We start from the raw sequence: 26,989 nt of genomic DNA, 5'->3' as shown, positions 1-26,989 counted from the left end.
CACCCGGGAGGTCCCCATGCCCGAACTGCGTGTCGTGGCCGTCTCCAATGACGGCACACGGCTGGTGCTGAAGGCTGCGGACAGCACGGAGTACACGCTTCCGATCGACGAACGGCTCCGCGCCGCCGTGCGCGGCGACCGTCCCCGCCTCGGCCAGATCGAGATCGAGGTGGAGAGCCATCTCCGCCCCCGCGACATCCAGGCCCGGATACGAGCGGGCGCGACCGCGGAAGAGGTCGCCCAGCTCGCCGGTATCCCCGTCGACCGGGTACGGCGCTTCGAGGGCCCCGTGCTCGCCGAGCGCGCCTTCATGGCCGAGCGCGCCCGCAAGACTCCCGTCCGTCGGCCCGGTGAGAACTCCGGTCCGCTGCTCGGCGAGACCGTCCAGGAGCGGCTGCTGCTGCGCGGCGCCGAGAAGGACACCGCCCAGTGGGACTCCTGGCGCCGCGACGACGGCACCTGGGAGGTCCTGCTGGTCTACCGGGTCGCGGGCGAACCGCACTCGGCGAGCTGGACCTACGACCCGCCGCGGCGCCTGGTGCAGGCCGTCGACGACGAGGCCCGCGCGCTGATCGGGGAGTCCGACGACCTCGGCGCCCCGGAACCCAGCTTTCCGTTCGTACCGCGCATCGCGCGTCTGCCGCGCGAGCGTTCCTTCGACCGGGACCGCGACCGTCCGGCGCTGCCGGGACAGGCGCCCGAGCCCGCCGAGGAGAGCGTGGGCGAGCGCGACACGCTGACCAGCCTGCTGGAGGCGGTGCCGAGCTTCCGCGGCGACCTGGTGGTGCCCGAGCGCGCGCCGGAACCCGTCGAGGAGCCCGAGGAGGACCTGGTGGCCGAGGAGCCCCCGGCCCCCGCGGCCTCGGCCGGGTCCGCCTACGCGGACGTCCTCATGCCGCGCTCCGTCACCAGCCACCGCGACCGCCTCACCGGCGCCACCGACCGCCAGGCCGAGGCGGACGGGGTCCGACCCGGCCGCCGGGCCGCCGTGCCGAGCTGGGACGAGATCGTGTTCGGCACGCGCCGCAAGAAGCAGGAGTAGCAAGGCCGTACGAGGTTGAAGGGCCGCGCCCGCCGGGTGCGGCCCTTCTTCGTACACGTCCCCCGGGGTCGTACCCGCTGACCGGCCGTCACTGAGGATCCGGCCCCACCGCGACCGGCCGGGACGGGTCCGAGGACCACTCCGACCACGAGCCGACGTACAGGGCCGCCGGGATCCCGGCGACGGCCAGCGCCAGCACCTCGTGCGCGGCGGAGACGCCGGAGCCGCAGTAGACGCCGACGTCTCGTCCGTCGTCCGCGCCCAACGCCGCGAACCGTGCCCTGAGTTCGGCGGCCGGCAGGAACCTCCCGTCCGGGCCCGCGTTCTCCGTGGTCGGCGCGGACACCGCGCCCGGGATGTGGCCGCCCACCGGGTCGATCGGCTCCACTTCGCCCCGGTACCGCTCCCCCGCGCGCGCGTCGAACAGCACTCCGGACCGCGCCAGCGCCGCGGCCCCGTCGCCGTCGAGCAGCGGCAGCGCCCCGGGCTTCGGTACGAAGCCGCCCTCGGCCGGTTCGGGCACGGCGGTCTCCAGGGGGCCCTCCCAGGCCGCGAGGCCGCCGTCCAGGACCCGCACGTCGGGATGCCCGGTCCAGCGCAGCAGCCACCACGCGCGGGCCGCCGCCCAGCCCTGTCCGCCGTCGTAGACGACGACCGGCCGGTCCGCGGACACCCCGGCACGGCGCATCGCGGCGCCGAACACCTCCAGGTCCGGCAGGGGATGGCGGCCGTTTCCGCGCGGCGCCGAGGCCAGTTCGCGGTCCAGGTCGACGAAGACGGCACCGGGGATGTGCCCGGCCGCGTGGGCGGCGCGCCCGTCGAAGGGCGCCGCGCCGGCCGCCGTGGCCAGGCTGAGCTGCCAGCGGACATCGAGCAGCACCGGCGGCCGGGGCTCCGCGAGGGCGCTCGCGAGATCGGATGCGGAGATGATGGCGTTCATGGCCACCATCCTTGCGCACGGGGTGGCCACAGGGTCCAGGTCGGGCTACTCTGCTCGGCCGGACAGGTCCGATCACGATGCGTACGGGATCGGCCACATGCTGTACAGCCGATCGACATCCATCGGTAAGCGCGGCGAAACAGGCGGGACACCGCACACCGGGCACCCTCCGGACGGGACCCGGCCTCGCGGGCGCTTAGGGGCGCGCCCGCGCGCCCGGCACGGATGGCGGAGCGTCGGCTCGGGGTCCGGAGAACGGAATCGAGGCGGCCGCCGCAGGGGCCGAGGGGAAGGTGACGATGACCGAGGCACCGGAGCCTGGCGTCCCGAACGGCCGGGCACCCGCACGGCACAGGCCCGGCACACCGTGCCGGGTGAGCCTGATGGTGCATGGGATGGCCGCCGCCCAGGCGTTCTACGCGGAGCTCTTCGGCTGGGAGTTCCAGCCCGGCCCCAGCCGGCTCGGCCCCTGCGTGCGGGCCCTCCTGAACGGCCGTGAGGTGGGCGGCATCGGACAACTGCCGCCCGGTCGGCACCTGCCCATGGCGTGGACGCCGTATCTCGCCTCCGACGACGTGGACCTGACGGCGGAAACGGTACGGCTGTGCGGCGGCACGATCGGGGTGGGTCCACTGGACACGGGCGGCGCCGGGCGGCTGGTGATCGGCTCGGATCCGTCGGGCGCGGTCTTCGGCCTGTTGCAGTCCCGGGCGCACCCGGGCGCGGAGGTCGCCGGTCTGCCCGGCACACCGGTGTGGCACGAGTTGCTGACCTACGAGACCGGGGGCGTCACCGGCTTCTACACCAGGCTGTTCGGCTACGAGCGGAAGCCGAACGGCTCCGCCGGTGTCGACCGGGTGACCCTGCACCTCGACGGCCGTCCGGTCGCCGGAGTGCACGGGGTGGGCCGGGCCCTGCCCCGCGACCGGGGTCCGCACTGGACGACGTACTTCGAGGTCGCCGACACCGACGAGGCGGCCGAACGCCTCGTCGCCCTGGGCGGCCGGGTCCTCACCCCCGCGCGGGACACCGCCCACGGCCGCGTGGCCACCGTGACGGATCCCGAGGGGGCCCGGTTCGCCCTGATCCAGAGTTCGCGTTGATTCCGGCAAGCCGTGTTGACGGCAGGTGTCACTCAGAAGAGTGATATCGGCAGGACATCCGGTGACAGCGCCGCGGTGCGGGCCTCGGCAGCGGCCACACGGCGGCGGTGCTAGGTGCTCGGTCAGTCGGCGGTCACAGGCAGGACGTCCGGGGACAGCGCCGCCGCCCGGGCCGAGGCGGCCGTCATCCGGCGGCGGTGGTGGCGGCGGCACAGCACCTCGTAGCCGATCTCGTCCGCGGACCGGGTCACGTCGCCGACCACGACCTGCGCGCCCTCGACCACCATGACGCCGCCCACCGTGCGGGCGTTGTGGGTGGCGCGGGCGCCGCACCAGCACAGGGCCTCGACCTGGAGGACCTCGACGCGGTCGGCCAGTTCGACCAGGCGCTGGGAGCCGGGGAACAGCTTGGAGCGGAAGTCCGTCGTGATGCCGAAGGCGAAGACGTCCATCTCCAGGTCGTCGACCACGCGGGCGAGCTGGTCGATCTGCTCGGGCGCGAGGAACTGGGCCTCGTCCGCGATCACGTAGTCCGCGCGCCGGCCCTGCGAAAGGTGCTCGACGAGGTAGGCGTACAGGTCCACGCCGTCCTCGACCTCCACCGCGTCCGTCACCAGGCCGAGACGCGAGGACAGCTTGCCCTGCCCGGCCCGGTCGTCACGGGTGAAGATCATGCCCGTCAGTCCGCGCGCGGAGCGGTTGTGCTCGATCTGGAGAGCCAGTGTCGACTTCCCGCAGTCCATGGTTCCGGAGAAGAACACCAGCTCGGGCATGAGCAGTTGGGCACCTTTCGGCGAGTGAGGAGGACGGTGGTGTACAGCCGGCAGGGCGGGAAGGGGCCTCAGGAGCGTACTTCCAGCAGGGGGACCAGCTGCTCGGCAGGGGTCATCGAACCGTGGTTGCCGACCATCAACGACTCCTTCGGCTCCTGCTCGGAGGCGATGAGCAGGACGTCGTCGCGGGCGGCGGCGACCACGTCGCCGATCCGGGCGTACACCCGGTCGTCGACGCGCGGCCCGAACCAGCCCGCCGCGAGGGCCTCCTCCCGGGAGGCGACCCAGAACTGCTCGCCGAGCACCTCGCGCCAGCAGGTGAGCACGTCGTCCTCGGCGCCCGGCACCGCGTACACGTGCCGCGCGCGTCCCTCGCCGCCGAGCAGGGCGACGCCGGCGCGCAGCTCCCAGTCCTCGTCGAAGTCGATGCGGTGCTGCTCGTCGAACGGGACGTCGACCATGCCGTGGTCGGCGGTGACGTAGAGCGCGCTGTGCGGCGGGAGCTGCTCGGCCAGGCGCTGGACGAGCCGGTCGACGTGCATCAGCTGTCCGCGCCAGGTGTCGGAGTCGACGCCGTAGCGGTGGCCGGCGCCGTCGAGTTCGGAGTAGTACGTGTAGACGAGCGTCCGGTCGGCGGCGGCGAGTTGCTCGGCCGCGACGTCCATGCGCTCCTCGCCGGTCAGCCGCCCCACGAACGTGCCACCGCTGAGGGCGACCTTGGTCAGCGGGGTGTTCTGGAAGGCCGGGGAGGACACCTGGGCGGCGTGCACGCCCGCCTGCTGGGCGAGCTGGAAGACCGTGGGGTGGGGCTGCCAGGCGCGCGGATCGCTGTACGGCTGCCAGCGCAGCTGGTTCATCAGCGCGCCGGTGGCCGGGTTGCGCACGGTGTAGCCGGGCAGGCCGTGCGCGCCCGGGGGCAGGCCGGTGCCGACGGAGGCGAGCGAGGTCGCCGTGGTCGCCGGGTACCCGGCGGTGATCGGGCGGCCGGTGCCGCCGCGCGAGCTGCCGAGCAGGGAGGTCAGGTAGGGCGCGTCCGCGGGGTGCGCCTTCAGCTGCTCCCAGCCGAGGCCGTCGATCAGGAAGACGCACGCGCGGTCGGCGGGGGCCAGCTCGCCGATCGCGGCCGTCATCCGCGGTACGCCCATGCCGGCGGCCAGTGTGGGCAGCAGGTCGGCGAGCGAGCCGGTTCCGTACTCGGGCACGGGTGCGGACTCGACGGCCAGCGGCTCCGGGTGGCCCCAGGCGGTGGCGTCGTCGGGGGAGAAGGGGCGGGTCATCAGCGGGTCGGGTCCGCGGTGGCCTCGGAGATGGACTGCGCGAACGCGAGGGCCTGCCGCACTGTCTCGGGGCCGTCGCCGGCCTCGCTGACGCGCAGGCTGAGGTCGTCCGCCGTCGAGTTGCCGGTGTAGCCGTGGTCGGCCTCGCAGTTGGGGTCGCCGCAGGCGGCGGGCTCCAGGTCGATCCGGGACACGGCGCCCCAGCCGATGGTCAGCACGACCTCCCGCGGCAGCGTGCCCGGCGTGTACTGCTCCGGGTTGGCGACCACGCGGCTGACCACGACCGACGAGATCCGGTCGAGCTTCACCGACTCCGTGGACGTGGTGGCGTACGGCGTCGGGGAGGTGCTGTCGGCGGCCTGCTCGTCGGTGTGGCTGACGATGAAGCGGTTGCCGGTGAGGACGAGCACCGTCACGTGTCGCCGCACCTCGTTCTGGTCGAACGTGGTCTCCTGGTGGACCAGGTACGACCGGATGGGCTCACCGCCCACGGCGGCCTCCACCGCCTCGGCCACGAGAGCCGGGTAGTAACCGCTGCGTTCGATCGCCGAACGCAGCCCCTGGGTCGTCGTACTGGTCTTGGCCATGCCGTCCATCCTACGGGGGCGCGCTGACTGCGAGGCACCGCTCCTGAGAGGGGAACCCCGCTCAGTACACCGGGAGCGTGCGCGGGCCGAGGTCGTCGCGGGCGGGCGGGGGTGCCAGGCGCACGGTGGCGTCGAGGACGCTCAGCCCGCGCGGGGCGACGACGACCGGCTCCAGGGTCACGGCGACGACCTCCGGGTGGTCGTGGACCAGCCGTGACACGCGCAGCAGCAGCTCCTGCAACGCGGGGGTGTCGACCGGGGCCGAGCCGCGCCAGCCGAAGAGCAGGGGTGCCGTGCGGATGGAGCGGATCAGGGAGGTGGCCTCGCGGTCGGTGACGGGGATCAGCCGGTGCGCCATGTCGCCGAGCAGCTGGGAGGCGACCCCGGCGAGCCCGAAGGAGAGCACCGCGCCGGCCGCCGGGTCGATGACCGCGCGCACGACGGTGTCGACCCCTCGGGGTGCCATCGCCTGCACCACCGGCCGCAGCTCCTCGGGCTTACCGAAGAGGTCGGTCAACTCGGCGTAGGCCCGGCGGAGTTGATCCTCGTCGGTGAGGTCGAGGCGTACGCCGCCGAGGTCGGCGCGGTGCCGCAGGTGCGGGGCGGTGGCCTTCAGGGCGACGGGGTAGCCGAGGGCGCGGGCGGCCTCCGCGGCGGCGTCGGGGGTGGGCGCGGGCAGGGCCCGGCGCACGTGGATGCCGTACCGGCCGAGCAGCTCGCAGGTCTCCTCCGTGCCGAGCGTGAGGCCCTGCCCGCGCTCGAGCAGTCCGCCGATGAATTCGGCGGCGCCCTTCTCGTCGATGTCCTCGTACTCCGGCACCTTCCCCGGCTCCACGGCCTCCCGCCGCCACTGGCCGTACCGGACCGCCTCGGCAAGGGCCCGCACGGCACGCTCGGCAGCGGGATAGGCGGTGATCAGCCGCGGCCCGGTGGGGGCCGGCTCGGGCCCGGCACCGCCCGCCGCCACACCCGCGGGACCTGCGCCCCCGGCCGCGGCCCTGTCGGGCACGGCAGGGGACGGCCACCGGGAGCCGGGGCGGAGCTGCGACCCCGTGGCGGAAGCCTGGCCCGGACCTCGCCGAGGTCCTGACGTGCATGCCTTTGGACCTGTGCCGGTCTCGGGATTCGGGTCTGCCAGGGATGCCCGGTCCGCCTGGTGCCCCGGACCCGCCGGGGACGCCGCGGCAGGCCGGGGTGTCGTGGGAGGTGGCAGGAGGGGGGTCGCTCCCGGGTGGGGGCCCGGGCCGGGTGCCGGGGCCGTGCTGGTGGCGGCGGAGAGGGCTTCCGCCAGGCCGCCGAACTCGACGTGCACGACCAGGACCGGCTTGCCGGGGACCTCCTGCGCGGCCGAGCGCAGCGCCTCGGCCAGGGCCGAGTCCTCGGCGGCCCCCTCCCCCAGCGCCGGTATCAGGGTGACGACCACCGCGTCGGCGGTCTCGTCGGCGAGCGCCCGGGACAGCGCGTCCCGGAAGTCCTCCGCCGACGCCGCCGTCGTCAGGTCCCGCGGCGGCTGGGGGCGCAGCCCCTCCGCGAGGCAGCGGTCGTAGGTCAGCACGCCCAGCGACTCGGAGTTGCCGAGGATCGCCACCCGCGGGCCCGGCGGCAGCGGCTGCCGGGCGAGCAGCAGGCCGGTGTCGACCAGTTCGGTGATGGTGTCGACCCGGATCACGCCGGCCTGCCGCAGCAGCGCGGACACCGTCGCGTGCGGCAGCCGCGTCGCCCGTACCGCGTGCCCCTGCGGGGCGGAGCCCGCGCCCTGCACCACGACCAGCGGCTTCACCGCCGCCGTACGCCGGGCCAGGCGGGTGAACTTACGCGGGTTGCCGATGGACTCCAGGTACATCAGGGCGACATCGGTGTCGGGGTCGTCGTACCAGAACTGCATGACGTCGTTGCCGGAGACGTCCGCCCTGTTGCCGGCCGACACGAAGGTCGACACGCCCGTGACCCCGGTGACCCCGCCGCCGCGCCGGTGCAGCCGGGACAGCAGCGCGATGCCGATGGCCCCGGACTGGGCGAACAGCCCGATACGGCCGGGCCGGGGCAACTCGGGGGCGAGGGAGGCGTTCAGCCGGACGTCCGGCGAGGTGTTGATGATCCCGAAGGTGTTGGGCCCGATGATCCGCATGCCGTACGTGCGCGCCTGCCGCACGAGGGCGCGCTGCCGCTCGCGTCCCTCGGGGCCGCTCTCCGCGTAGCCCGCGGAGATCACGACGAGCCCCTGCACCCCGTGCTCGCCGCACTCGGTGACGGCGTCCGGGACGCGCTCGGCCGGCACGGCGACGACGGCGAGGTCCACGGGCCCGTCGATGTCCCGCACCGAGCGGCGGGCGGGCACCCCGTCGATCTCCCGGCAGTCCTCGCCGAAGGCCCGGTTCACGGCGTGGAGCCGGCCTGTGAACCCGGCGTCGCGGATGTTGTCGAGGATGCTGCGGCCCACGCCGCCGCGCGTGCGGCCCACGCCGATGACGGCGACCGAGCCGGGCACCAGGAGCCGCCGCACCGACCGCCCCTCGGCCCGCTGCTCCCGTGCGCGCTGCACGGCCAGCGACCGGTCGGTCGGCTCGATGTCGAACTCCAGGTGTACGACGCCGTCCTCGAAGCTGCGCTTCTGGACGTACCCGGCGTCCGTGAACACCTTGATCATCTTGGTGTTGGCCGGAAGCACCTCGGCGGTGAAGCGCCGGATGCCGCGCTCGCGGGCGACGGCCGCGATGTGCTCCAGGAGCGCGGAGGCGACCCCGCGTCCCTGGTGGGCGTCCTGCACCAGGAAGGCGACCTCGGCCTCGTCGGAGGGCGCCGAGGCGGGCATGCCGTCCGCGCCGATGCGGTCGTAGCGCACGGTGGCGATGAACTCGCCGCCGACCGTGGCCGCGAGTCCCACCCGGTCCACGAAGTCGTGGTGCGTGAAGCGGTGGACGTCCTTCGCGGACAGGCGCGGGTAGGGCGCGAAGAAGCGGTAATACTTGGACTCGTCCGACACCTGTTCGTAGAAGCTGACCAGACGGCCGGCGTCATCGGCGGTGATGGGGCGGATCCGTGCGGTGCCGCCGTCGCGCAGCACCACGTCCGCCTCCCAGTGGGCGGGGTACTCGTGCCGGTCCGGCGAGGTCTGCATGGGCCCCAGCGTACGGCTCGCGTCCGACAGCGGCGCGAGGCAGTCTGTGGAGGACACACGTCGGACCGAGGCCGCGGTCCGACGCCACCCGGGGCGGCGCACACCCCCGCTCCGGGCTCGCTCCACGTGTGGAAAACTGGTCTAGACAACCCTGATCACCCGAAGGGCAGCAACACATGGCTGAGCGCCGCGTCAACGTCGGCTGGGCCGAGGGCCTCCACGCCCGCCCCGCCTCCATCTTCGTCCGGGCCGCCACGGCCTCAGGCATCCCCGTGACGATCGCCAAGGCCGACGGGACGCCCGTCAACGCGGCCTCCATGCTGGCCGTGCTCGGCCTCGGCGCCGAGGGCGGCGAGGAGGTCGTCCTGGCCTCCGACGCCGACGGCGCGGACGCCGCGCTGGACCGGCTGGCCAAGCTGGTCGCCGAGGGCCTCGGGGAGCTTCCCGAGACCGTCTGACCGGCAGGACCGCTCCTGCGCCGAAGCCGTGCCGCCCGGACGGGGTGGCACGGCTTCGGCGTGCCCGGCGTGCCCGGCGGGCCCCCGGAACACCGGAAGGGAACACGGTGGGGAACACCGGAAGCCCCGGCTCGGGAGCCGGGGCTTCGGGTGTTTCGCGTGACGCGCCGGGCGGTGTGCCGGCGCGGGAGGTCAGATGGTGAGGCCGTGCCGGCGGAGGTAGGCCACGGGGTCGACGTCGGAGCCGTAGTCCGGGGACGTACGGGCCTCGAAGTGCAGGTGCGGTCCGGTGACGTTGCCGGTCGCGCCGGACAGGCCGATCTGCTGGCCCGGGACGACCTGCTGGCCCATCGAGACCCCGATGGACGACAGGTGTCCGTACTGGGTGTACATGCCGTCGGCCATCCTGATCACGACCTGGTTGCCGTACGCCCCGCCCCAGCCGGTCTCGACGACGGTGCCGATGCCGACCGCGTGGACGGTGGTGCCGCTCGCGGCGTGGAAGTCGATGCCGGTGTGGGTGCCGGAGGTCCACAGTGAGCCGCCGGTGCGGTAGCCGGTCGATATGTAGGAGCCGAGGATCGGCGTCACGAAGGCGTTGAGACGCTTGCGTTCGGCCTCGCGGGCGGCGCGCGCCTTGGCCTCGCGCTCCTTCTCGGCCCGTTCCGCGGCCTTCTTGCGCGCGGCCTCCTCGGCCTGCTTGCGCGCGGCGGCCCTGTGCTGGGCGAGGGCCTGGGCGTCGATCTTCTCGGCGACGCTGTCGCCGATGGTGACGACCGGGGTGAGGCCGGTGTCCTCGGGGGCGGGGTCCTCCGCGGCGAGGGCCGGGGCGGCGAGGGTGCCGATGACGCCGGTGGTGGCCAGGGCCGCGACGCCCGCCGCACGGGCGGTGGTGCGGTGCATCCGGCTCGGCCGGCGGTGCTTCCCGGCGGCGCGGGTGAACGCCATGGAGACGTGGGTCCTTTCCTTCCCTCTCGCCTACCGGGTTAGCTGACGGGTTCGGAGCAGGAAGGTCTCCTACGGCCCCCTCGCGGCGTGCGCGGGTGTCCGATTCACCCCAGGGACGGTGGGTCCCCGGCTCCCCCGGCTCGCGCCGTACGGGGACTCAGCGATGGCTGTCCGGTGCCGCGGACGCGGCGCACTGCCCGACGAACAGACGGACCGACGCTAAACGGGGCCGCTTTCCATTCCCAAACGGATCAGATGTTTTGTAGCGCATACCACAGGGCAGACAGGCAACCTCCCCCTCAATTCGGACATCGTGGGGCCCTGGTGACGCTTCGGTCACCAGGGCCCCACGCGCGCGTGTACCGTTCGCCGCGCGTGCGGCGGCGCGGCGGCGCGGGGGTACCTCTACTCGGCCGCGACGACGATGACCCGGCCGGCGCCCAGGGCCTCGACGGGCTCCTTGATCTGCGCCGCGTCACCGACGAGGACCGTCACCAGCCGGTCCACGGGGAACGCGTTGACGACGGCCGCGGTCGCCTCCACCGTGCCGGTCGCGGCGAGCTGCTGATAGAGCGTCGCCTGGTAGTCGTCGGGCAGGTGCTGCTCGACCTGGTCAGCGAGCGTGCCCGCCACGGCGGCGGCCGTCTCGTACTTCAGCGGCGCCACGCCGACGAGGTTCTGCACGGCGACGTCCCGCTCGGCGTCGGTGAGGCCCTCGGCGGCGAGCTTGCGCAGCACCGTGAACAGGTCGTCCAGGGCCGGGCCGGTGTTCGGGGTGTCGACCGAGCCGCTGATGGCGAGCATCGCGGCGCCCGACCCGTCGGGGGCCGACCGCAGCACCTGGCCGAACGCCCGCACCCCGTAGGTGTAGCCCTTCTCCTCGCGCAGGACGCGGTCCAGGCGGGAGGTGAGGGTGCCGCCGAGGCAGTAGGTGCCGAGCACCTGGGCGGGCCACACGCGGTCGTGCCGGTCCGGGCCGATCCGGCCGATGAGCAGCTGCGTCTGCACGGCACCGGGCCGGTCCACGATGACCACGCGGCCGGTGTCGTCGGCGGTCACCGGCGGCACGGGCCGCGGCTTGGCGGGCGAGCCGGTCCAGGCGCCCAGGGTCCGGCCCAGCAGCTCGTCGAGGTCGACGCCGGTGAGGTCGCCGACGACCACGGCAGTGGCCGTGGCCGGACGCACGTGCCGGTCGTAGAAGGAGCGGACGGCCGCCGAGTCGATCGCGCCGACCGTGTCCTCGGTGCCCTGGCGCGGACGCGACATGCGCGAGCCGGCCGGGAAGAGCTCCTTGGACAGCTCCTTGGCGGCGCGGCGGGCCGGGTTGGCCAGCTCGTGCGGGATCTCGTCGAGCCGGTTGCGCACCAGGCGCTCGACCTCGGATTCGGCGAACGCGGGCGCCCTGAGGGCGTCGGACAGCAGGCCGAGCCCCTTGGCCAGGCGGGAGGCCGGGACCTCCAGGCTCAGCCGTACGCCGGGGTGGTCGGCGTGCGAGTCGAGGGTGGCGCCCGCGCGCTCCAGCTCGGCGGCAAACTCCTCGGCGGAGTGCTTGTCGGTGCCCTCGGAGAAGGCCCGCGCCATGATCGTGGCGACGCCGTCCAGGTCGGCCGGCTCCGCGTCCAGGGGCGCGTCCAGCAGCACCTCGACGGCGACGACCTGCTGGCCGGGGCGGTGACAGCGCAGCACCGTCAGGCCGTTGTCCAGCGTCCCGCGCTCGGGCGCGGGGAACGCCCACGGCTTGGCCGCGCCGGCCCGGGGCTGGGGGTGGAACTCCATCGTGGCGAGCTCGGTCACTTCGCCGCCTCCTCGGTCTCGTCGGTGGCCGCGGCGTCCGCGCCCTGGGCGTCGTCCTGCGCGTCGGCGGCGGTCGGCTCGTAGACGAGCACCGCGCGGTTGTCGGGGCGCAGGCGGGACTTGGCGGCCTCCCGGACCTCCTCGGGCGTCACCTCCAGGACCCGCTTGACGGCGGTCAGGGCGAGCTGCGGGTCGCCGAACAGGACGGTGTAGCGGCAGAGTTCGTCGGCGCGGCCGGCGACCGTGCCGAGGCGGTCCAGCCACTCGCGCTCCAGTTGGGCCTGGGCGCGCTCCATCTCCTCGGCCGTGGGGCCCTGTTCGGCGAACCGGGCGAGCTCCTCGTCGATGGCCGACTCGATGACGGGGACCTCGACGTCGCCGGAGGTCTTCACGTCCAGCCAGCCCAAGGAGGGCGCGCCGGCCAGCCGCAGCAGTCCGAAGCCGGCCGCGACGGCCGTACGGTCGCGGCGCACCAGCCGGTTGTAGAGCCGGGAGGACTCGCCGCCGCCGAGGATGGTGAGCGCCAGGTCGGCCGCGTCGCACGCGCGCGTGCCGTCGTGCGGGAGCCGGTAGGCGGCCATCAGGGCGCGGGCCGGGACCTCCTCCTCGACGACCTCGCGCAACTGCTCGCCGATGACCTCCGGCAGGGCGCCGTCGCGGGGCTCGGGCTTGCCGTCGTGGGACGTGATGGAGCCGAAGTACTTCTCAATCCAGGCGAGCGTCTGCTGCGGGTCGATGTCACCGACGACCGACAGGACGGCGTTGTTGGGCGCGTAGTACGTGCGGAAGAACGCGCGCGCGTCTTCCAGGGTGGCCGCGTCCAGGTCCGCCATCGACCCGATCGGCGTGTGGTGGTACGGGTGGCCCTCCGGGTAGGCGAGGGCGGTCAGCCGCTCGAAGGCGGTGCCGTAGGGGACGTTGTCGTAGCGCTGGCGGCGCTCGTTCTTGACGACGTCCCGCTGGTTCTCCATGGACTCGTCGTCCAGCGCCGCGAGCAGGGAGCCCATGCGGTCGGCCTCCAGCCAGAGGGCGAGCTCCAGCTGGTGGGCGGGCATGGTCTCGAAGTAGTTGGTGCGCTCGAAGCTGGTGGTGCCGTTGAGCGAGCCGCCCGCGCCCTGCACCAGCTCGAAGTGGCCGTTGCCCTTGACCTGGGCGGAGCCCTGGAACATCAGGTGCTCGAAAAGGTGAGCCAGGCCGGTACGTCCCTTGACCTCGTGGCGCGAGCCGACGTCGTACCAGAGGCACACCGCCGCGACCGGGGTCAGGTGGTCCTCGGAGAGCACCACGCGCAGGCCGTTGGCCAGGCGGTGCTCGGTCGCTGTCAGGCCGCCGGAGTCTGCCTCGGCTGCGGCCGTGTGACCCATGGGCATGTACGTCCCTTCGATCGCGGTGGCGGTCTGCGAACCGCCCTTTTCCTGCCGGTCCTGCCACTGTATGCAAGCGTGCGGACCCCTGGCGAAGTTCCCACGACCCGTACGCCGAGAGCGAGACAAAGCCACGCGCCGCGGCGGCGGGGCGGGAAGGGACGCGAAAGGGCTTCGCACGCGCCACAGAAGCACCACCGCCCTCAAGGGCCACGGGATGGAGAAGGCGCGGCAGCCGACGGCGGGAGGCGCCCCGGAGGCGGGACGGGATCGCGGAACGGCCCTGTGGGACGGGGCGTGGTCCGCGTTGTCGGTCGCGCGGTCCACAATGGTCCGCGTCAGATCCCGTCACGCTTCAGCAAGGAGCCGGCAGCGATGGCCCGCCGCAGCACGAAGACCCCGCCGCCCGACGACGCGTACGAGGAGAGGATCCTCGACATCGACGTCGTCGACGAGATGCAGGGCTCCTTCCTCGAGTACGCGTACTCGGTCATCTACTCCCGCGCCCTGCCGGACGCCCGGGACGGACTCAAGCCGGTGCACCGCCGCATCGTCTACCAGATGAACGAGATGGGGATTCGCCCCGACCGCGGCTACGTGAAGTGCGCGCGCGTCGTCGGCGAGGTCATGGGCAAGCTGCACCCGCACGGCGACGCGTCGATCTACGACGCCCTGGTGCGCCTGACCCAGCCCTTCTCGATGCGTGTCCCGCTCGTCGACGGCCACGGCAACTTCGGCTCGCTGGGCAACGACGACCCGCCGGCCGCCATGCGGTACACCGAGTGCCGGATGGCCGAGGCCACGGGTCTGATGACGGAGTCCATCGACGAGGACACCGTCGACTTCGCCCCCAACTACGACGGCCAGGAGCAGGAGCCGGTGGCGCTGCCGGCCGCCTTCCCGAACCTGCTGGTGAACGGCTCCTCGGGCATCGCCGTCGGCATGGCCACGAACATGCCCCCGCACAACCTCAACGAGGTCATCGCGGCCGCCCGCCACCTGATCCGCCACCCCAACGCCGATCTGGACGCCCTGATGCGGCACGTCCCGGGCCCGGACCTGCCCACCGGCGGCCGGATCGTCGGCCTGTCCGGGATCAGGGACGCCTACGAGACCGGCCGCGGCACCTTCAAGATCCGCGCGACGGTCTCGGTGGAGACCGTGACGGCGCGCCGCAAGGGGCTGATCGTCACCGAGCTGCCCTTCTCCGTGGGCCCGGAGAAGGTGATCGCCAAGATCAAGGACCTGGTCGGTTCGAAGAAGGTCCAGGGGATCGCCGACGTCAAGGACCTCACCGACCGCGAGCACGGACTGCGCCTGGTCATCGAGATCAAGAACGGCTTCGTGCCGGAGGCCGTCCTGGAGCAGCTCTACAAGCTGACGCCGATGGAGGAGTCCTTTGGCATCAACAACGTCGCCCTGGTCGACGGCCAGCCGCTCACGCTCGGCCTGAAGGAGCTGCTGGAGGTCTACCTCGACCACCGCTTCGAGGTCGTACGGCGCCGCAGCGAGTACCGCCGGCGCAAGCGGCGCGACCGGCTGCACCTGGTGGAGGGCCTGCTCACCGCGCTGGTGGACATCGACGAGGTCATCCGTCTGATCCGCTCCAGCGAGAACTCCGCGCAGGCCAAGGAGCGCCTGATGCGGCGCTTCTCGCTGAGCGAGGTCCAGACCCAGTACATCCTGGACACCCCGCTGCGCCGTCTGACCAAGTACGACCGCATCGAGCTGGAGGCGGAGAAGGACAAGCTCGTCGCGGAGATCGAGGAGCTGACCCGGATCCTGGAGTCCGACGCGGAGCTGCGCAAGCTGGTCTCGGCCGAACTGGCCGCGGTCGCCAAGAAGTTCGGCACTCCGCGGCGCACGATGCTGCTGGAGGCGAGCGACTCCCCGGCCGCCGTGGTGCCGTTGCAGGTGGCGGACGACCCGTGCCGCGTCCTGCTGTCCTCGACCGGCCTGATGGCCCGCACGGCGAACGGCGACCCGTTCGCGCGCGGGGACGGCAAGCGGCAGAAGCACGACGTGATCGTCTCGGCAGTCCCGGCGACCGCCCGGGGCGAGGTGGGCGTGGTGACGTCGGGGGGCCGCCTGCTCCGCGTGAACGTCGTCGACCTGCCGCAGTTGCCGGAGACGACGTCGGCGCCGAACCTCGCCGGCGGCGCGCCGCTGGCGGAGTTCGTCTCCCTGGAGGACGACGAGACCGTGGTCTGCCTGACCACGCTGGACGAGTCGTCGCCGGGCCTGGCGCTCGGCACCGAACAGGGTGTCGTCAAGCGCGTCGTCCCCGACTACCCCTCCAACAAGGAGGAGTTGGAGGTCATCACGCTCAAGGAGGGTGACCGGATCGTGGGCGCGGTCGAGCTGCGCACCGGTGAGGAGGACCTGGTCTTCATCACGGACGACGCCCAGCTCCTGCGCTACCAGGCCTCCCAGGTCCGCCCGCAGGGCCGCGCGGCCGGCGGCATGGCCGGCATCAAGCTCACCGAGGGCGCCAAGGTCATCTCGTTCACGGCCGTCGATCCGGCCGCGGACGCGATCGTCTTCACCGTGGCCGGGTCGCGCGGCACGCTGGACGACTCCGTGCAGACGACGGGCAAGGTCACGCCGTTCGACCAGTACCCGCGCAAGGGCCGCGCCACCGGCGGCGTGCGCTGCCAGCGGTTCCTGAAGGGCGAGGACTGCCTGGCCTTCGCCTGGGCGGGTCCCACCCCGGTCCTGGCCGCCCAGAAGAACGGCAGCCCGGCCCAACTCCCGGAGGTCGACCCGCGCCGGGACGGCTCGGGCGTGTCGCTGCCGAAGACGGTGGCGGTGGTCGCCGGGCCCGTCTAGCTAGACCGACAGATCCGCCGGGTCCGGTCCCGGGTCCGGCAGGCTCGGGTCCGCCGGATCCGGGTCCTCGGGGTCGTGCCCCTCGGGGTCCCGTACGTAGCGCAGGACGCCCCACATGCCGTGCTCGTCGGCGTGTGAGGCGTCCTGCTTGCACGCCTCCAGTTCCTTGCCGAGGGCGTCCGCGTCGATGCCGGAACCGATGAGCACGAGCTGGGTGAGGCGGGGCTCGCCGTCCGGCCAGGGCTCGGGGTAGAAGCGCAGGAAGCGCCCGACGGCGTGCACGGCGTAGCGGTTGCGCGCATCGTACGGGCCGAAGCCGACGTATCCCTTGATCCGGTAGAGCCCGTCGGGGCGGCTGTCCAGGAACCGCATCAGCCGACGGGGGTCGAGCGGCATGTCGGAGACGAAGGAGAGGCTGTCGTAGCCGGCGTGCAGATGCCCGGCGTGGTGGTCGTGGGCGTCCTCCGCGTCGGGCATGTGCAGGTCGTCGAAGGAGAGCTGCCCGACCCGCTCCTCGCTCGGCCGGCAGTCGAAGAGGAACTCGGGGTCCACCCTGCCGTACGAGGCCGGGACGACGGCGGCCCCGTCGACCAGGGACCGTACGAGTCCCAGCACCTTCTCGCCGTCGGCGGCCCGGTCGGTCTTGTTGACCACGACGAGGTCGGCGAGCGCCAGATGCCGGTCGATCTCGGGATGCCTCGCGCGGGTGTCGCCGAACTCGGCGGCGTCGACGACCTCGACGAGCCCGCCGTAGACGACCCTGGGGTTCTCGCTCGCCAGCACCATGCGGACGAGTTCCTGGGGCTCGGCGAGTCCGCTGGCCTCGATGACGACGACGTCGATACCGGCGGCCGGGCTCGTCAACCGGTTTAGGTACACGTCGAGTTCACTGGCGTCGACCGCGCAGCACAGGCACCCGTTGCCGAGGGAGACGGTGGAGTCCCCGAGGGCTCCCGCGACCGCCATGGCGTCGATCTCGACGGCCCCGAAGTCGTTGACGATCGCGCCGATGCGGCTGCCGCCGCCGCGGTGCAGCAGATGGTTGAGGAGCGTGGTCTTCCCCGAGCCGAGGAATCCGGCGAGCACCACGACCGGGATCTGCGCCGCGCTGCGACTCGGACTCGGGTTCCGGCTCGGCTGACTCACCGTTCGACCTCTCTCACGCCGACGCGTGCACCGGCTCACGGCCCGGCGCACGCACGAGGATGGAATGCCGACCAAGGATACGAGCCGTGCGCATCACGGCTGCCGGATCCGCCGTTGCGGCGACTTCCGGAGGAGATCACTCCGGCGGCTTGAAGTGGATCCGGCGCGAGTCAGGTTAGGCTCACCTGTGTGAGTACGTGCTCGACCGCCTCCCGGCAGCTCGACGAGCCGATGGCCGCCACCGCGGCCACGGCGACGACATGGCTGCTCCTTGAACAGCCCGGTCCCTGGGGTGCCAAGGCACTCACTTCGAGCCACCTGGACCGCGCGCTCGGGCGTGCGCTGGAGCGCGCGGCGCGGGGCACCGGCGTCCGGATCGCGCTCATCCGCCGTCCGGGGCGGCACGCCGATAGCCGCACCCAGTCCGTACGGCATGTGTACGCGGCACACACTGTCCCGGGAAACGTATGGCTGCGCAGCGCCATGACCGCCGACCCGGAGCACCTGCTGGACCTGGACTTCGCCGCCCTGGGCAGGGGTGACCACCACACCTTCGACGCCGCGCTCCAGGGCGGGCCTCACACAGGTGATCCACTCGCACTGGTGTGCACCAACGGCAAGCGGGACCAGTGCTGCGCCCTGCTCGGCCGCCCCCTCGCGGCCGAACTCGCCGCCTCCGGGGTCCAGGACGTCTGGGAGGTCACCCACCTGGGCGGCCACCGCTTCTCTCCGACGCTGCTCGTGCTGCCGTTCGGATACGCCTACGGCCGGGCCGAGGCCCACGCCGTCAAGGAGGTCCTGCACGGTGTGGGCGAGGGCCGGGTGGTCCTCGACGGCTGCCGGGGCCGGACGGCCTGGGAACGACCGGGACAGGCCGCGGAACTGGCGGTGAGGGAGACGGCGGGCGAGTACCGGGCGGACGCGCTGAGCATCGTGCGCACCGACGACGTGCCCACCGACGGCCCGGCGCCCTGCTGGGAGGTCACCGTCGCCCATGCCGACGGACGCCGCTGGCACGTGACCGTGAGCCAGGGGGCCGCTCTGCCGCCGCACCCGGAGAGCTGCGGTGCGTCGCTGCTGGGCGGGCCGACGCGCATGGAAGTGATCGCCGTCCGCGAACTGGCGACCGATCGGCTCGCCGGCTGACGGCTGACGGCTGACGGCTGACGGCTGACGGCTGACGGCTCACCGTCCGGGGGCCGGCCACTGAGGCGCACGGCAGGAGATCCGCGCCACACCCCGGGAGCAGCACCCGCGCCCCGACGTACTGTCATGGTCATGAGCGTCTCTCCTCCCGCGCGCCGCCGGCGGCTGGGCCTGCCGCGACGCGTCTTCTCGCAGGTGTTGTTGATGCAGCTGGCGATCGCCGCGGGAGTCGCCGTGCTCGCGACCGGCCTGTTCCTCGCGCCACTGGGCCACCAGCTCGACGACCAGGCGATGCGCCGGGCGCTCGCCATCGCCGAGACCACCGCCGAGAACCAGCAGATCGCACGGGACCTCCAGCACACCGCCCCGAGCGTCGACGGTCCCGTGCAGCGGGAGGCGGAACGGATCCGCAAGGCGACCGGCGCCGAGTACGTCGTGGTGATGGACATGCGGGGCACGCGCTGGTCGCACACGGATCCGGAGGAGGTCGGCCAGCACGTGTCGACGTCTCCCAAGACGGCCCTGGCCGGCCGGAAGGTCATGGAGATCGACACCGGCACGCTGGGGCGCTCGGCACGCGGCAAGGTGCCCCTGTACGACGCCGACCACCGCATCGTGGGGGCGGTGTCGGTCGGCATCGCCTACGACAGCGTGCGGGCCAAGCTGATCGACGCCATCCCGGGTCTGTTCGCCTACGCCGGCGGCGCCCTGGCCGCGGGCGCGCTGGCCGCGTGGCTGATCTCCCGGCGGGTCCAGCGGCAGACGAGGGACCTGGCCTTCTCGGACATCGCGGCGCTGCTCGCCGAGCGCGAGGCCATGCTGCACGGCATCCGGGAGGGGGTCGTGGCCCTGGACCGCGTCGGGCGGATCCGGCTGCTCAACGACGAGGCACAGCGGCTGCTCGGCCTCGGCGACGAGGCGGTCGGCCGGTCCCTCGACGAGGCGCTCGGGGAGGGCCGGACGACCGACGTCCTGGCCGGGCGGGTGACGGGCACGGACCTGCTCACCGTGCGCGGGCAGCGTGTCCTGGTCGCCAACCGGATGCCGACCGACGACGAGGGTGCCGTCGCCACCCTGCGCGACCGCACCGAACTGGAGGAGCTGGGCCGGGAGCTGGACTCGACACGCGGCCTGATCGACGCCCTGCGCGCCCAGGACCACGAGCACGCCAACCGCATGCACACGCTGCTCGGGCTGCTGGAGCTGGAGATGTACGACGACGCCGTGGAGTTCGTCGGAGAGGTCGTCGGAGACCATCGGGCCACCGCCGAGCAGGTCACCGAGAAGATCCAGGACCCGCTGCTCGCCGCCCTGCTGGTCGGCAAGGCGACCGTCGCGGCCGAGCGCGGGGTCGCGCTGTGGCTGTCGGACCGCACGCACCTGCCGGACCGGGTCGTCGACCCCAGGGGGCTGGTGACGATCGTCGGCAACCTGGTCGACAACGCGCTCGACGCCGTCGCGGCGACCCCCCACGCGCGCGTGGAGGTCGAGCTGCGCGCGGAGGCACGTACCGCCGTGCTCCGGGTGCGCGACACCGGGCCCGGGGTACCGGCGGGCCGGCGCGACCTGATCTTCACGGAGGGATGGTCCACCAAGCAGCCGCCGGCGCACGGCAGGCGCGGTATCGGTCTGTCCCTGGTGCGCAGGCTCGCCGAGCGGCAGGGCGGAACCGTCGCGGTGGGCGAGGCGCACGGCGGCGGCGCGGAGTTCACGGTCGTACTGCCCGAGGCGCTCGCCGAGCCGGAGCCGGCGCTGGAACCCGCCCTCGGCCCCGCCGCCGGGACCGCCGCCGGGACCGGCGAGGATGAGGGGGAGCAGTGATCGAAGTCCTGATCGTGGACGACGACCTCCGGGTCGCGCAGGTCAACGCCGCCTATGTGGAGAAGGTGCCGGGCTTCCACGTCGCCGGTGAGGCGCACAGCGCGGCCGAGGCGCTGCGCAGGCTCGAGACGCTGCCGCGCCTCGACCTGGTTCTCATGGACCACTACCTGCCCGACGACACGGGACTGTCGGTCGTACGGGAGATGCGCGGTCGCGGCCTGCGGACCGACGTGATCATGGTGACGGCGGCCCGGGACGTGTCGACCGTGCAGGCGGCGATGCGGCACGGTGCGCTGCAGTACCTGATCAAGCCCTTCACCTTCGCCGGGCTGCGGTCCAGGCTGGAGGCGTACGCGGCGCTGCGCCGTGTCCTGGACGGTGGCGGCGAGGCCGAACAGGCCGAGGTCGACCGGCTCTTCGGGGCGCTGTCGGCGGCGCCGGAACCCGGGCTGCCCAAGGGGCACTCCCCCGCCACCACCGAACTCGTCCGCCGGACCCTGATGCGGGCCGACGGACCCCTGTCGGCCCAGGAGGTCGCCGAGCGGACCGGGGTGAGCCGGCAGACCGCCCAGCGCTGTCTGAAGTTCCTGGAGCGCACCGGACGGGCCCGGCTGACGCTGAAGTACGGCGGCGCGGGCCGCCCGGAACACCGTTACGTGTGGGCGGCCCGCGACTGAGGCGACGGCTCGGGGGGAGGGGAAGAGGCCGTTGCCCCCCTTGCATACGGATGTCAGCCCGCGGCCTTCTCAACGAACTCGGTGGTGAACGTCTTGCTGAGGTCCACGTTGCCGTTCTTGATTTCGGGCTTGAACGCCTCGAGCACCTTCTCCACGGTCTCCGGGCCGTTCGCCGGCATGACGCCGTCCTTGGTGAACATCGGCAGCGTGCTCTTGATCGCCTCCGCGTAGAGCGTCTTGTTGCCCTGGGAGTAGTCGGCGGGCATCTTGGCGGCGATCTCGTCGGCGCTGTGGGTGGACATCCACTTGAGCGTCTTGACGAACGCGTTGGCCAGCTTCTGGACGGTCTCCTTGTGGCTGTTGACCCAGTCCGTCTGCATGTACAGGCTGGACGACGGGTACGGACCGCCGAGCGCCTCCTGCGACCCCTCCGGCGTCCGCATGTCGATCAGGACCTTGCCCGCCTTCTTGTCCAGGATCGTCGCGACGGTCGGATCGGTCGTCATGCCGGCGTCGATGGAGCCCTGCTCAAGCGCGGAGATGAAGGTCGGGCCTGCGCCGACGGCGACCGGCGTGAACTCGCTGATCTTCACCCCGTTCTTGACCGCCAGGTACTTGGTGAGGAAGTCGGTGGAGGAGCCGAGGCCGGTGACGCCGAGCTTCTTGCCCTTGAAGTCCTTCGGTGAAGTGATCTTGCCCGCCGCCTTGTTGGAGACGACCTCCACCTCGCCGGGCGCGTGCGAGAACTGCACCACGGATTCGACACTCTTGCCCTTGACCTGCAGGTCCAGGGTGTGGTCGTAGAAGCCGACGGCGCCCTGGACCTGGCCGGAGACGAGCGCGGTCTCGGCCTGGACACCGGCGGGCTCGCTCAGCAGCTCGACGTCCAGGCCCTCGTCGGCGAAGTAGCCGAGGCGCTGGGTGAGCATCGCGGGCATGTAGATGACCTTGTCCAGGCCACCCACCATGATCTTGACGTGCTCGCCCTTGCCGCCGCCTCCGCCCTTGCCGGAGTCGGTGGTGGAGCTGGCCTGATCGTTGGCGCAGGCGGTGAGGGAGGACAGGGCGAGCAGGCCGGCGGCGGCCGACGCAGCGAATCTGGCGGTCTTGCGCATGAAGGTTCACGTCCTTGTGAGAGGCGGTGCGAGAAGAGGAAAGGCTTTGACGGAGGGCCGGTACGGCAGTGGGCCGTCAGTCTCCGGAGTCCGCCGGCTTCCAGCGGAAGATGCGGCGCTCGGCGAAGGTGAGCAGCCCCTCGGCGACGAGCGCCACCGCGGCGAGGATGACCATCGCGGCGTACACGCCGGCCGCGTTGAAGGTGCCCTGGGACTGCGCGACGAGCAGGCCGATGCCCTTGGTGGCGCCGATGTACTCGCCGACGATCGCGCCGATGAGGGCGAAGCCGAAGCTGACGTGCAGGCTGGTGAAGATCCACGAGGTCGCGGACGGGATGACCACCTGGAGCGTCACCCTGCGGTCGCTCGCGCCAAGGATCCGGGCGTTGGCCACCAGGTTGCGGTCGACCTCACGGGCGCCCTGGAAGGCGTTGAAGAACACCGGGAAGAAGACCAGGACCACGGCCGAGGCGACCTTGGAGACCGGTCCGAGGCCGAACCAGATCACGAAGATCGGGGCGAGGACGATCCTCGGGATGGAGTTGAGGACCTTGATGTAGGGGCCGAGGACATCGGCGAGGAACGTGATGCGGCCCAGTGCGATACCGAGGATCACACCGGCCACCACACCGAACACCCAGCCGAGCAGCGCCTCGTAGAGCGTGTACCAGATCTGCTCGCCGAGTGAGCCGAGCGAGGTGCCGTGCATGATCCAGGTCCAGATCTGGTCCCAGATCTTCGAGGGCATCGAGAAGTTGAACGGATCGATGGCCTCGGCCCGGGACAGTGCCTCCCACAAGCCGAGGACGGCCACCAGCACCAGGACGCGGGCGGAGCCGACGGCCACCTTGCGTTTGCGGGCGGCGCGGGCCCTGGAGTGCGCGCGGTCCGGGGTCTTGACCGTTTCGGCGACCGGTGTGCTGAGAACCTCAGGCGACATGGGCGGCACCTCTTTCACGGGTGATGCGGACCTCTTCGCCGAGCGACTCCCAGATCTCGCGGTAGATGTCGATGAACTCCGGCTGCAGGCGCACCTGCTCGACCTTGCGCGGCCGCGGCAGACCGATGTCGAAGACCTGCTTCACGGTCGCGGGGCCGGCGGTCATGACGACGACCTTGTCGGCCAAAGCGATGGCCTCCTCCAGGTCGTGGGTGACGAAGACGACCGAGGCGCCCGTGCCCTCCCACAGCTCCAGGAGCTCGTCCGACATCAGCGCCCGGGTCTGCACGTCGAGCGCCGAGAAGGGCTCGTCCATCAGCAGGATCTCGGGGTCGTTGACGAAGGTGGAGGCGAGGGCGACACGCTTGCGCTGGCCGCCGGAGAGCTGGTGCGGGTAGCGGTCCTCGAAGGCGGCGAGTCCCACCCTGGCCAGCCAGGCGCGGGCCTTCTCCTTCGCCTCGGCCTTCGGCACGCCGCGGAATCGCGGCCCGGCCATCACGTTGGACAACACGGAGCGCCAGGGGAAGGTGGCATCCTGCTGGAAGACGAAGCCGACCTTGCCGCCGACGCCGTTCACCGGCTCGCCCGCCACCAGCACGTCACCCTCGGTGGGCTCCTCCAGCCCGCTGACCAGGGTCAGGGTGGTCGACTTGCCGCACCCCGTGGGGCCGACCACGGCCACGAACTCGCCGCGGCGCACCGTGAGGTCGAGGTCCCTGACGGCCGTGTGCAGGCCCCCTGACGGGGTCCTGAACGTCTTGCTGGCGCCCCGCAGTTCGATGGCGGGGCTGGTGTCTGTGCTCATGACCCGGGACGGTAGATGTGGCCCCGGCCACAGCAGCAGTCTTCTGAGCGCAACCCGTTCTTTTGCTCGCAAGCACCTGTTGTGCTCGTTTTGCGCGCGCTACAACAACGGAGCCGAACAACGGCTCAACGCCCCTATGGCCTTGAGAGAAAGAGGCCCGATGATTGACGTCCTGGTGGTCGACGACGACTACCGTGTCGCTGAGATAAACGCCAAGTACGTGGGAAAGGTTCCCGGCTTCCGGGTCATCGCCCGCGCGCACAGCGCCGCACAGGCCCTGACCACCGTGCAGCGCGGAGGCATCGCCCTGGTCCTGCTCGATCACTACCTGCCCGACCGCACGGGTCTGGAACTCGTCCACCGCATGCGGGAACAGGGCATCGGCACCGACGTCATCATGATCACGGCAGCCGGGGACGTGGCGACCGTCCAGCAGGCGATGCGCCTGGGCGCGCTGCACTACCTGGTCAAACCGTTCACCTTCGCCGCGCTGCGCACCCGTCTGGAGTCCTACGCAGCCCTGCGCCGCACCGTCGACCGCGTCGGCGGACACGGCGTCACCGGGCAGGAGCAGGTGGACCGGATCTTCGGCGCCCTGCGCACCGCACCCGCGCCCCCGTCCCCGGGGCTGCCCAGCGGCCACTCGGAACCGACGACGGACCTCATCTGCGGTGTGCTGCACCACGCCGACCAGCCCCTGTCCGCCCACGAGGTGGCCGCCCGGACCGGCCTGAGCCGCTCCACCGCCCAGCGCTACCTGCGCCATCTGGAACAGGCCGGACGCCTGCGTCTGTCCCTGAAGTACGGCGACACGGGGCGACCGGAACACCGCTACGCCTGGGTGGCGCCCTAGCCCCGGGCCGCACGGCAGTACGCCGCCGCGCGTCGCTATACGGCCCCCGCGCCCGTCAGCGACCGCACCTCCGTCTCGGCGTGCTTGGCCTCGTCCGGCGCCTCGGTGGAGGTGACGGTGCCCAGCCAGCCGGCGAGGAATCCCAGCGGTACGGAGACGATGCCGGGGTTCTCCAGCGGGAAGAGCCGGAAGTCGACGCCCGGGAACAGCGCGTCGGGACTGCCGGAGACCACCGGGGAGAGCACGACGAGCCCCAGCGCGGGAATCAGCCCGCCGTACACGGCCCACACCGCGCCGCGAGTCGTGAAGCCGCGCCAGAACAGCGAGTAGAGCAGTACCGGCAGGTTCGCCGAGGCGGCGACGGCGAACGCGAGGCCCACCAGGAAGGCCACGTTGAGGTTGCGGGCGAGCAGGCCGAGGGCGATCGCGACGACGCCGATGCCGACCGCGGCGACGCGCGCCACGGCCACCTCGCCGCGCTGCCGGGCACCGCGGCGCCGCAGCGACGCGTACAGGTCGTGGGCCACCGACGCCGAGGAGGCGAGCGTGATCCCGGCGACCACCGCGAGGATCGTGGCGAAGGCGACCGCGGCCACCACCGCGAACAGGACCGTCCCCGCCGCGGAGTCGGCGCCGCCGCCGAGGTCGAGGGCCAGCAGCGGAACCGCCGTGTTCCCGGCCGCGTTGGACCCGCGCAGGGCGTCCGGTCCCACGATCGCGGCCGCACCGAAGCCGAGGACGATCGCCATCAGGTAGAAGCCGCCGATCAGACCGATGGACCAGATCACCGAGCGCCGGGCGGCCCGCGCCGTCGGCACGGTGTAGAAGCGGGACAGGATGTGCGGCAGCCCCGCCGTGCCGAGCACCAGCGCCAGTCCGAGACTGATGAAGTCCAGGCGCGCGGTCAGGTCCCCGCCGTACTTCAGTCCGGGCACCAGGAAGGCGCCCCCGTGGCCGCTGCGCTCGGCCGCGGTGAGCAGCAGCCGGTCGATGTCGCCGTGGAACCTGACCAGGACGAGCACGGTCAGCACGACGGTGCCGCCCAGCATCAGGACCGCCTTGACGATCTGGATCCAGGTGGTGGCCCGCATCCCTCCCAACGACACGTAGATCACCATCAGCGCGCCGACGCCGATGACGGTCCAGGCCTGCACCCCTGCGCCGGTCCGGCCCAGGAGCAGCGCCACCAGGCTGCCCGCGCCCACCATCTGCGCCACCAGATACAGAACGGACACGGTGACCGAGGAGGTTCCCGCCGCGATCCGCGCCGGCCGCTCGCTCATCCGTGCCGCGACCACGTCGGCGAGCGTGAACCGCCCGCAGTTGCGGACCAGTTCGGCGACGAGGAAGAGCACGACCAGCCAGGCCACGAAGAAGCCCACCACGTACAGCACCCCGTCGTAGCCGAACAGGGCGATCAGTCCGGGGACTCCGAGGAAGGAGGCGGCCGACGCGTAGTCGCCCGCGACGGCAAAACCGTTCTCCATGGGCGAGAACAGCCGCCCGCCCGCGTAGAACTCCTCCGCCGATCCGTGCCGGTTGCGGCTCACCCAGGTGGTGATCCCCAGGGTGACCGCCACGAACACACTGAACAGCACCAGTGCCAGCGTCTGGTGGTTGCCCGTCACGAGGCACCACCACGCGCGCCGCGCGTCAGTTCCTGGGTGGCCCAGCGCAGTTCGAGCGCCGCCCGGTCCCTGCGCAGCCGTGCGTGCCGGGCGTAGGCCCAGGCGAGCAGGAAGGTGCTGAGGAACTGCCCGAGGCCCGCCAGCATCCCCACGTTCACCGCGCCGGCCACCGGCCGCGCCATGAACCCCGGCGCGGTCGTGGCGGTCACGACGTAGCTCACGTACCAGACGAGGAAGAGGGCGACCGCCGGCATCACGAACCGCCGGTAGCGGCTGCGCACTTCCTGGAACGCCGCGCTGCGCTGCACCTCGAGGTACGCCTCGGCCGCCGTACCGGCCCCCGGCCCGGTCCGCTCCTCCCGGCGAGCCGCCGGTACCGGTGCGGTGGGAGCTCCCGTGCCGTTGTCGTCACCCCAGCCGGAGGCCAGCGCGTCGTACCAGGGGTCGCGGTACCTGATGTCCTCGGGCTCCGGGTCCTGGCCTTCGTCGGTCCCGGGTCCGTTCCCGGGTCCGTTCCCGGGTCCGTCACCGCCGGCACGGAAGCGGTCGTTGCTTGACTGCATGCCCAAGGATGGACAGACCTGGAAGTTCCCTGACTTCTCTTCCCCCCGCTCTTCACCCCATC

General features: G+C 72.5%; 22 protein-coding genes and 1 riboswitch. Of the genes, 8 read left to right on the top strand and 14 right to left on the bottom strand.

Annotated elements, in window-relative coordinates:
- Positions 1-16 precede the first annotated feature (16 nt).
- On the top strand, positions 17-1,042 hold the full coding sequence (gene sepH / locus ABZ818_RS17940) for a septation protein SepH (protein WP_361415305.1): 1,026 nt from the start codon (positions 17-19) through the stop codon (positions 1,040-1,042).
- 88 nt (positions 1,043-1,130) lie between these two features.
- Here the strand turns inward: sepH and ABZ818_RS17935 are convergent, their stop codons facing one another.
- Positions 1,131-1,982, bottom strand: a complete 852-nt coding sequence (locus ABZ818_RS17935) for a sulfurtransferase (RefSeq protein WP_361415303.1) — start codon at positions 1,980-1,982, stop codon at positions 1,131-1,133.
- A 299-nt stretch (positions 1,983-2,281) separates the two neighbouring features.
- Here ABZ818_RS17935 and ABZ818_RS17930 point away from each other — a divergent pair, with 299 nt between their 5' ends.
- The gene (locus tag ABZ818_RS17930) at positions 2,282-3,085 is read left to right on the top strand and encodes a VOC family protein (RefSeq protein WP_361415301.1); all 804 of its coding nucleotides are present in this window, start codon (positions 2,282-2,284) and stop codon (positions 3,083-3,085) included.
- 122 nt (positions 3,086-3,207) lie between these two features.
- Here ABZ818_RS17930 and ABZ818_RS17925 read toward each other — a convergent pair whose 3' ends face one another.
- From ABZ818_RS17925 to ABZ818_RS17910, 4 genes are all read right to left on the bottom strand, one after another.
- Positions 3,208-3,858, bottom strand: a complete 651-nt coding sequence (locus ABZ818_RS17925) for a thymidine kinase (protein WP_361415299.1) — start codon at positions 3,856-3,858, stop codon at positions 3,208-3,210.
- Between the two features lie 68 nt (positions 3,859-3,926).
- A complete protein-coding gene (locus ABZ818_RS17920) occupies positions 3,927-5,135 on the bottom strand; it encodes a nucleotide pyrophosphatase/phosphodiesterase family protein (protein ID WP_361415297.1) in 1,209 nt (402 codons plus the stop codon).
- Complete coding sequence (locus ABZ818_RS17915; RefSeq protein ID WP_141357577.1) at positions 5,135-5,731, bottom strand: DUF5998 family protein; 597 nt, start codon at positions 5,729-5,731, stop codon at positions 5,135-5,137. Before ABZ818_RS17915 ends, ABZ818_RS17920 begins: the two co-directional genes overlap by 1 nt.
- 52 nt (positions 5,732-5,783) lie before the next feature.
- Positions 5,784-8,840: a GNAT family N-acetyltransferase gene (locus ABZ818_RS17910; protein ID WP_361415294.1), complete on the bottom strand. Its 3,057-nt coding sequence runs from the start codon at positions 8,838-8,840 to the stop codon at positions 5,784-5,786.
- 176 nt (positions 8,841-9,016) lie between these two features.
- Between ABZ818_RS17910 and ABZ818_RS17905 the strand changes: the two genes are divergently transcribed.
- Positions 9,017-9,298: an HPr family phosphocarrier protein gene (locus ABZ818_RS17905; RefSeq protein ID WP_361415292.1), complete on the top strand. Its 282-nt coding sequence runs from the start codon at positions 9,017-9,019 to the stop codon at positions 9,296-9,298.
- A gap of 192 nt (positions 9,299-9,490) precedes the next feature.
- On the opposite strand, the gene ABZ818_RS17900 is transcribed toward ABZ818_RS17905, so the two are convergent.
- The 3 genes from ABZ818_RS17900 to ABZ818_RS17890 form a co-directional block, all read right to left on the bottom strand.
- Positions 9,491-10,246: a M23 family metallopeptidase gene (locus tag ABZ818_RS17900; RefSeq protein WP_361415290.1), complete on the bottom strand. Its 756-nt coding sequence runs from the start codon at positions 10,244-10,246 to the stop codon at positions 9,491-9,493.
- Positions 10,247-10,258: 12 nt separating this feature from the next.
- Positions 10,259-10,419, bottom strand: a riboswitch (cyclic di-AMP (ydaO/yuaA leader).
- A 232-nt stretch (positions 10,420-10,651) separates the two neighbouring features.
- Complete coding sequence (locus tag ABZ818_RS17895; protein WP_361415288.1) at positions 10,652-12,040, bottom strand: pitrilysin family protein; 1,389 nt, start codon at positions 12,038-12,040, stop codon at positions 10,652-10,654.
- Entirely contained in the window at positions 12,037-13,410 is a 1,374-nt protein-coding gene (locus ABZ818_RS17890; RefSeq protein ID WP_361415286.1) for a pitrilysin family protein, read from the bottom strand. The genes ABZ818_RS17895 and ABZ818_RS17890 overlap by 4 nt, the downstream gene beginning before the upstream one ends.
- 369 nt (positions 13,411-13,779) lie before the next feature.
- On the opposite strand from ABZ818_RS17890, the gene ABZ818_RS17885 reads away from it, so the two are divergent.
- Positions 13,780-16,233, top strand: a complete 2,454-nt coding sequence (locus ABZ818_RS17885; RefSeq protein WP_361415284.1) for a DNA topoisomerase IV subunit A — start codon at positions 13,780-13,782, stop codon at positions 16,231-16,233.
- Here the strand turns inward: ABZ818_RS17885 and ABZ818_RS17880 are convergent, their stop codons facing one another.
- A complete protein-coding gene (locus tag ABZ818_RS17880; protein WP_361415282.1) occupies positions 16,234-17,379 on the bottom strand; it encodes a GTP-binding protein in 1,146 nt (381 codons plus the stop codon).
- 189 nt (positions 17,380-17,568) lie between these two features.
- On the opposite strand from ABZ818_RS17880, the gene ABZ818_RS17875 reads away from it, so the two are divergent.
- The 3 genes from ABZ818_RS17875 to ABZ818_RS17865 all read left to right on the top strand — a co-directional run bounded on the left by ABZ818_RS17875 (position 17,569) and on the right by ABZ818_RS17865 (position 21,023).
- Complete coding sequence (locus ABZ818_RS17875) at positions 17,569-18,525, top strand: sucrase ferredoxin (RefSeq protein WP_361415280.1); 957 nt, start codon at positions 17,569-17,571, stop codon at positions 18,523-18,525.
- 132 nt (positions 18,526-18,657) lie between these two features.
- Positions 18,658-20,346, top strand: a complete 1,689-nt coding sequence (locus ABZ818_RS17870) for a sensor histidine kinase (RefSeq protein WP_361415278.1) — start codon at positions 18,658-18,660, stop codon at positions 20,344-20,346.
- A complete protein-coding gene (locus ABZ818_RS17865; protein ID WP_361415276.1) occupies positions 20,343-21,023 on the top strand; it encodes a response regulator in 681 nt (226 codons plus the stop codon). Before ABZ818_RS17870 ends, ABZ818_RS17865 begins: the two co-directional genes overlap by 4 nt.
- A 53-nt stretch (positions 21,024-21,076) precedes the next feature.
- Here ABZ818_RS17865 and ABZ818_RS17860 read toward each other — a convergent pair whose 3' ends face one another.
- The 3 genes from ABZ818_RS17860 to ABZ818_RS17850 all read right to left on the bottom strand — a co-directional run bounded on the left by ABZ818_RS17860 (position 21,077) and on the right by ABZ818_RS17850 (position 23,883).
- The gene (locus ABZ818_RS17860; RefSeq protein ID WP_361415274.1) at positions 21,077-22,138 is read right to left on the bottom strand and encodes an ABC transporter substrate-binding protein; all 1,062 of its coding nucleotides are present in this window, start codon (positions 22,136-22,138) and stop codon (positions 21,077-21,079) included.
- 76 nt (positions 22,139-22,214) lie between these two features.
- Positions 22,215-23,078 (bottom strand): ABC transporter permease, encoded by an 864-nt coding sequence (locus tag ABZ818_RS17855; protein ID WP_361415272.1) that lies wholly within the window; start codon positions 23,076-23,078, stop codon positions 22,215-22,217.
- Positions 23,068-23,883 carry an ABC transporter ATP-binding protein gene (locus ABZ818_RS17850; protein WP_361415270.1) on the bottom strand — a complete coding sequence of 272 codons (816 nt, stop codon included), beginning with the start codon at positions 23,881-23,883 and terminating at the stop codon, positions 23,068-23,070. Before ABZ818_RS17850 ends, ABZ818_RS17855 begins: the two co-directional genes overlap by 11 nt.
- Positions 23,884-24,043: 160 nt before the next feature.
- Here ABZ818_RS17850 and ABZ818_RS17845 point away from each other — a divergent pair, with 160 nt between their 5' ends.
- Positions 24,044-24,736, top strand: a complete 693-nt coding sequence (locus ABZ818_RS17845; protein ID WP_361415268.1) for a response regulator — start codon at positions 24,044-24,046, stop codon at positions 24,734-24,736.
- Positions 24,737-24,771: 35 nt separating this feature from the next.
- Here ABZ818_RS17845 and ABZ818_RS17840 read toward each other — a convergent pair whose 3' ends face one another.
- Together ABZ818_RS17840 and ABZ818_RS17835 are read right to left on the bottom strand one after the other, a co-directional pair.
- Positions 24,772-26,364 (bottom strand): cation acetate symporter, encoded by a 1,593-nt coding sequence (locus tag ABZ818_RS17840; RefSeq protein ID WP_361415266.1) that lies wholly within the window; start codon positions 26,362-26,364, stop codon positions 24,772-24,774.
- Positions 26,361-26,927, bottom strand: coding sequence for a DUF485 domain-containing protein (locus tag ABZ818_RS17835; protein ID WP_361415264.1), 567 nt, complete (start codon positions 26,925-26,927; stop codon positions 26,361-26,363). Before ABZ818_RS17835 ends, ABZ818_RS17840 begins: the two co-directional genes overlap by 4 nt.
- Positions 26,928-26,989: the final 62 nt, after the last annotated feature.

Source organism: Streptomyces sp. NPDC047453 (genome assembly GCF_040643155.1).
In the GTDB taxonomy this organism is placed as follows: Bacteria; Actinomycetota; Actinomycetes; order Streptomycetales; family Streptomycetaceae; genus Streptomyces.
The sequence above is the reverse complement of the archived record's forward strand: the minus strand, read 5'-3'. Positions and strand labels throughout refer to the sequence as shown.

Coding starts and splice junctions, on each gene's coding strand:
- ABZ818_RS17925 (WP_361415299.1), bottom strand. CDS start 3,858: ATGCCCGAGCTGGTGTTCTTCTCCGGAACCATGGACTGCGGGAAGTCG.
- ABZ818_RS17835 (WP_361415264.1), bottom strand. CDS start 26,927: ATGCAGTCAAGCAACGACCGCTTCCGTGCCGGCGGTGACGGACCCGGG.
- ABZ818_RS17885 (WP_361415284.1), top strand. CDS start 13,780: ATGGCCCGCCGCAGCACGAAGACCCCGCCGCCCGACGACGCGTACGAG.
- sepH (WP_361415305.1), top strand. CDS start 17: ATGCCCGAACTGCGTGTCGTGGCCGTCTCCAATGACGGCACACGGCTG.
- ABZ818_RS17930 (WP_361415301.1), top strand. CDS start 2,282: ATGACCGAGGCACCGGAGCCTGGCGTCCCGAACGGCCGGGCACCCGCA.
- ABZ818_RS17910 (WP_361415294.1), bottom strand. CDS start 8,840: ATGCAGACCTCGCCGGACCGGCACGAGTACCCCGCCCACTGGGAGGCG.
- ABZ818_RS17915 (WP_141357577.1), bottom strand. CDS start 5,731: ATGGACGGCATGGCCAAGACCAGTACGACGACCCAGGGGCTGCGTTCG.
- ABZ818_RS17870 (WP_361415278.1), top strand. CDS start 18,658: ATGAGCGTCTCTCCTCCCGCGCGCCGCCGGCGGCTGGGCCTGCCGCGA.
- ABZ818_RS17890 (WP_361415286.1), bottom strand. CDS start 13,410: ATGCCCATGGGTCACACGGCCGCAGCCGAGGCAGACTCCGGCGGCCTG.
- ABZ818_RS17935 (WP_361415303.1), bottom strand. CDS start 1,982: ATGAACGCCATCATCTCCGCATCCGATCTCGCGAGCGCCCTCGCGGAG.
- ABZ818_RS17850 (WP_361415270.1), bottom strand. CDS start 23,883: ATGAGCACAGACACCAGCCCCGCCATCGAACTGCGGGGCGCCAGCAAG.
- ABZ818_RS17900 (WP_361415290.1), bottom strand. CDS start 10,246: ATGGCGTTCACCCGCGCCGCCGGGAAGCACCGCCGGCCGAGCCGGATG.
- ABZ818_RS17855 (WP_361415272.1), bottom strand. CDS start 23,078: ATGTCGCCTGAGGTTCTCAGCACACCGGTCGCCGAAACGGTCAAGACC.
- ABZ818_RS17905 (WP_361415292.1), top strand. CDS start 9,017: ATGGCTGAGCGCCGCGTCAACGTCGGCTGGGCCGAGGGCCTCCACGCC.
- ABZ818_RS17920 (WP_361415297.1), bottom strand. CDS start 5,135: ATGACCCGCCCCTTCTCCCCCGACGACGCCACCGCCTGGGGCCACCCG.
- ABZ818_RS17860 (WP_361415274.1), bottom strand. CDS start 22,138: ATGCGCAAGACCGCCAGATTCGCTGCGTCGGCCGCCGCCGGCCTGCTC.
- ABZ818_RS17845 (WP_361415268.1), top strand. CDS start 24,044: ATGATTGACGTCCTGGTGGTCGACGACGACTACCGTGTCGCTGAGATA.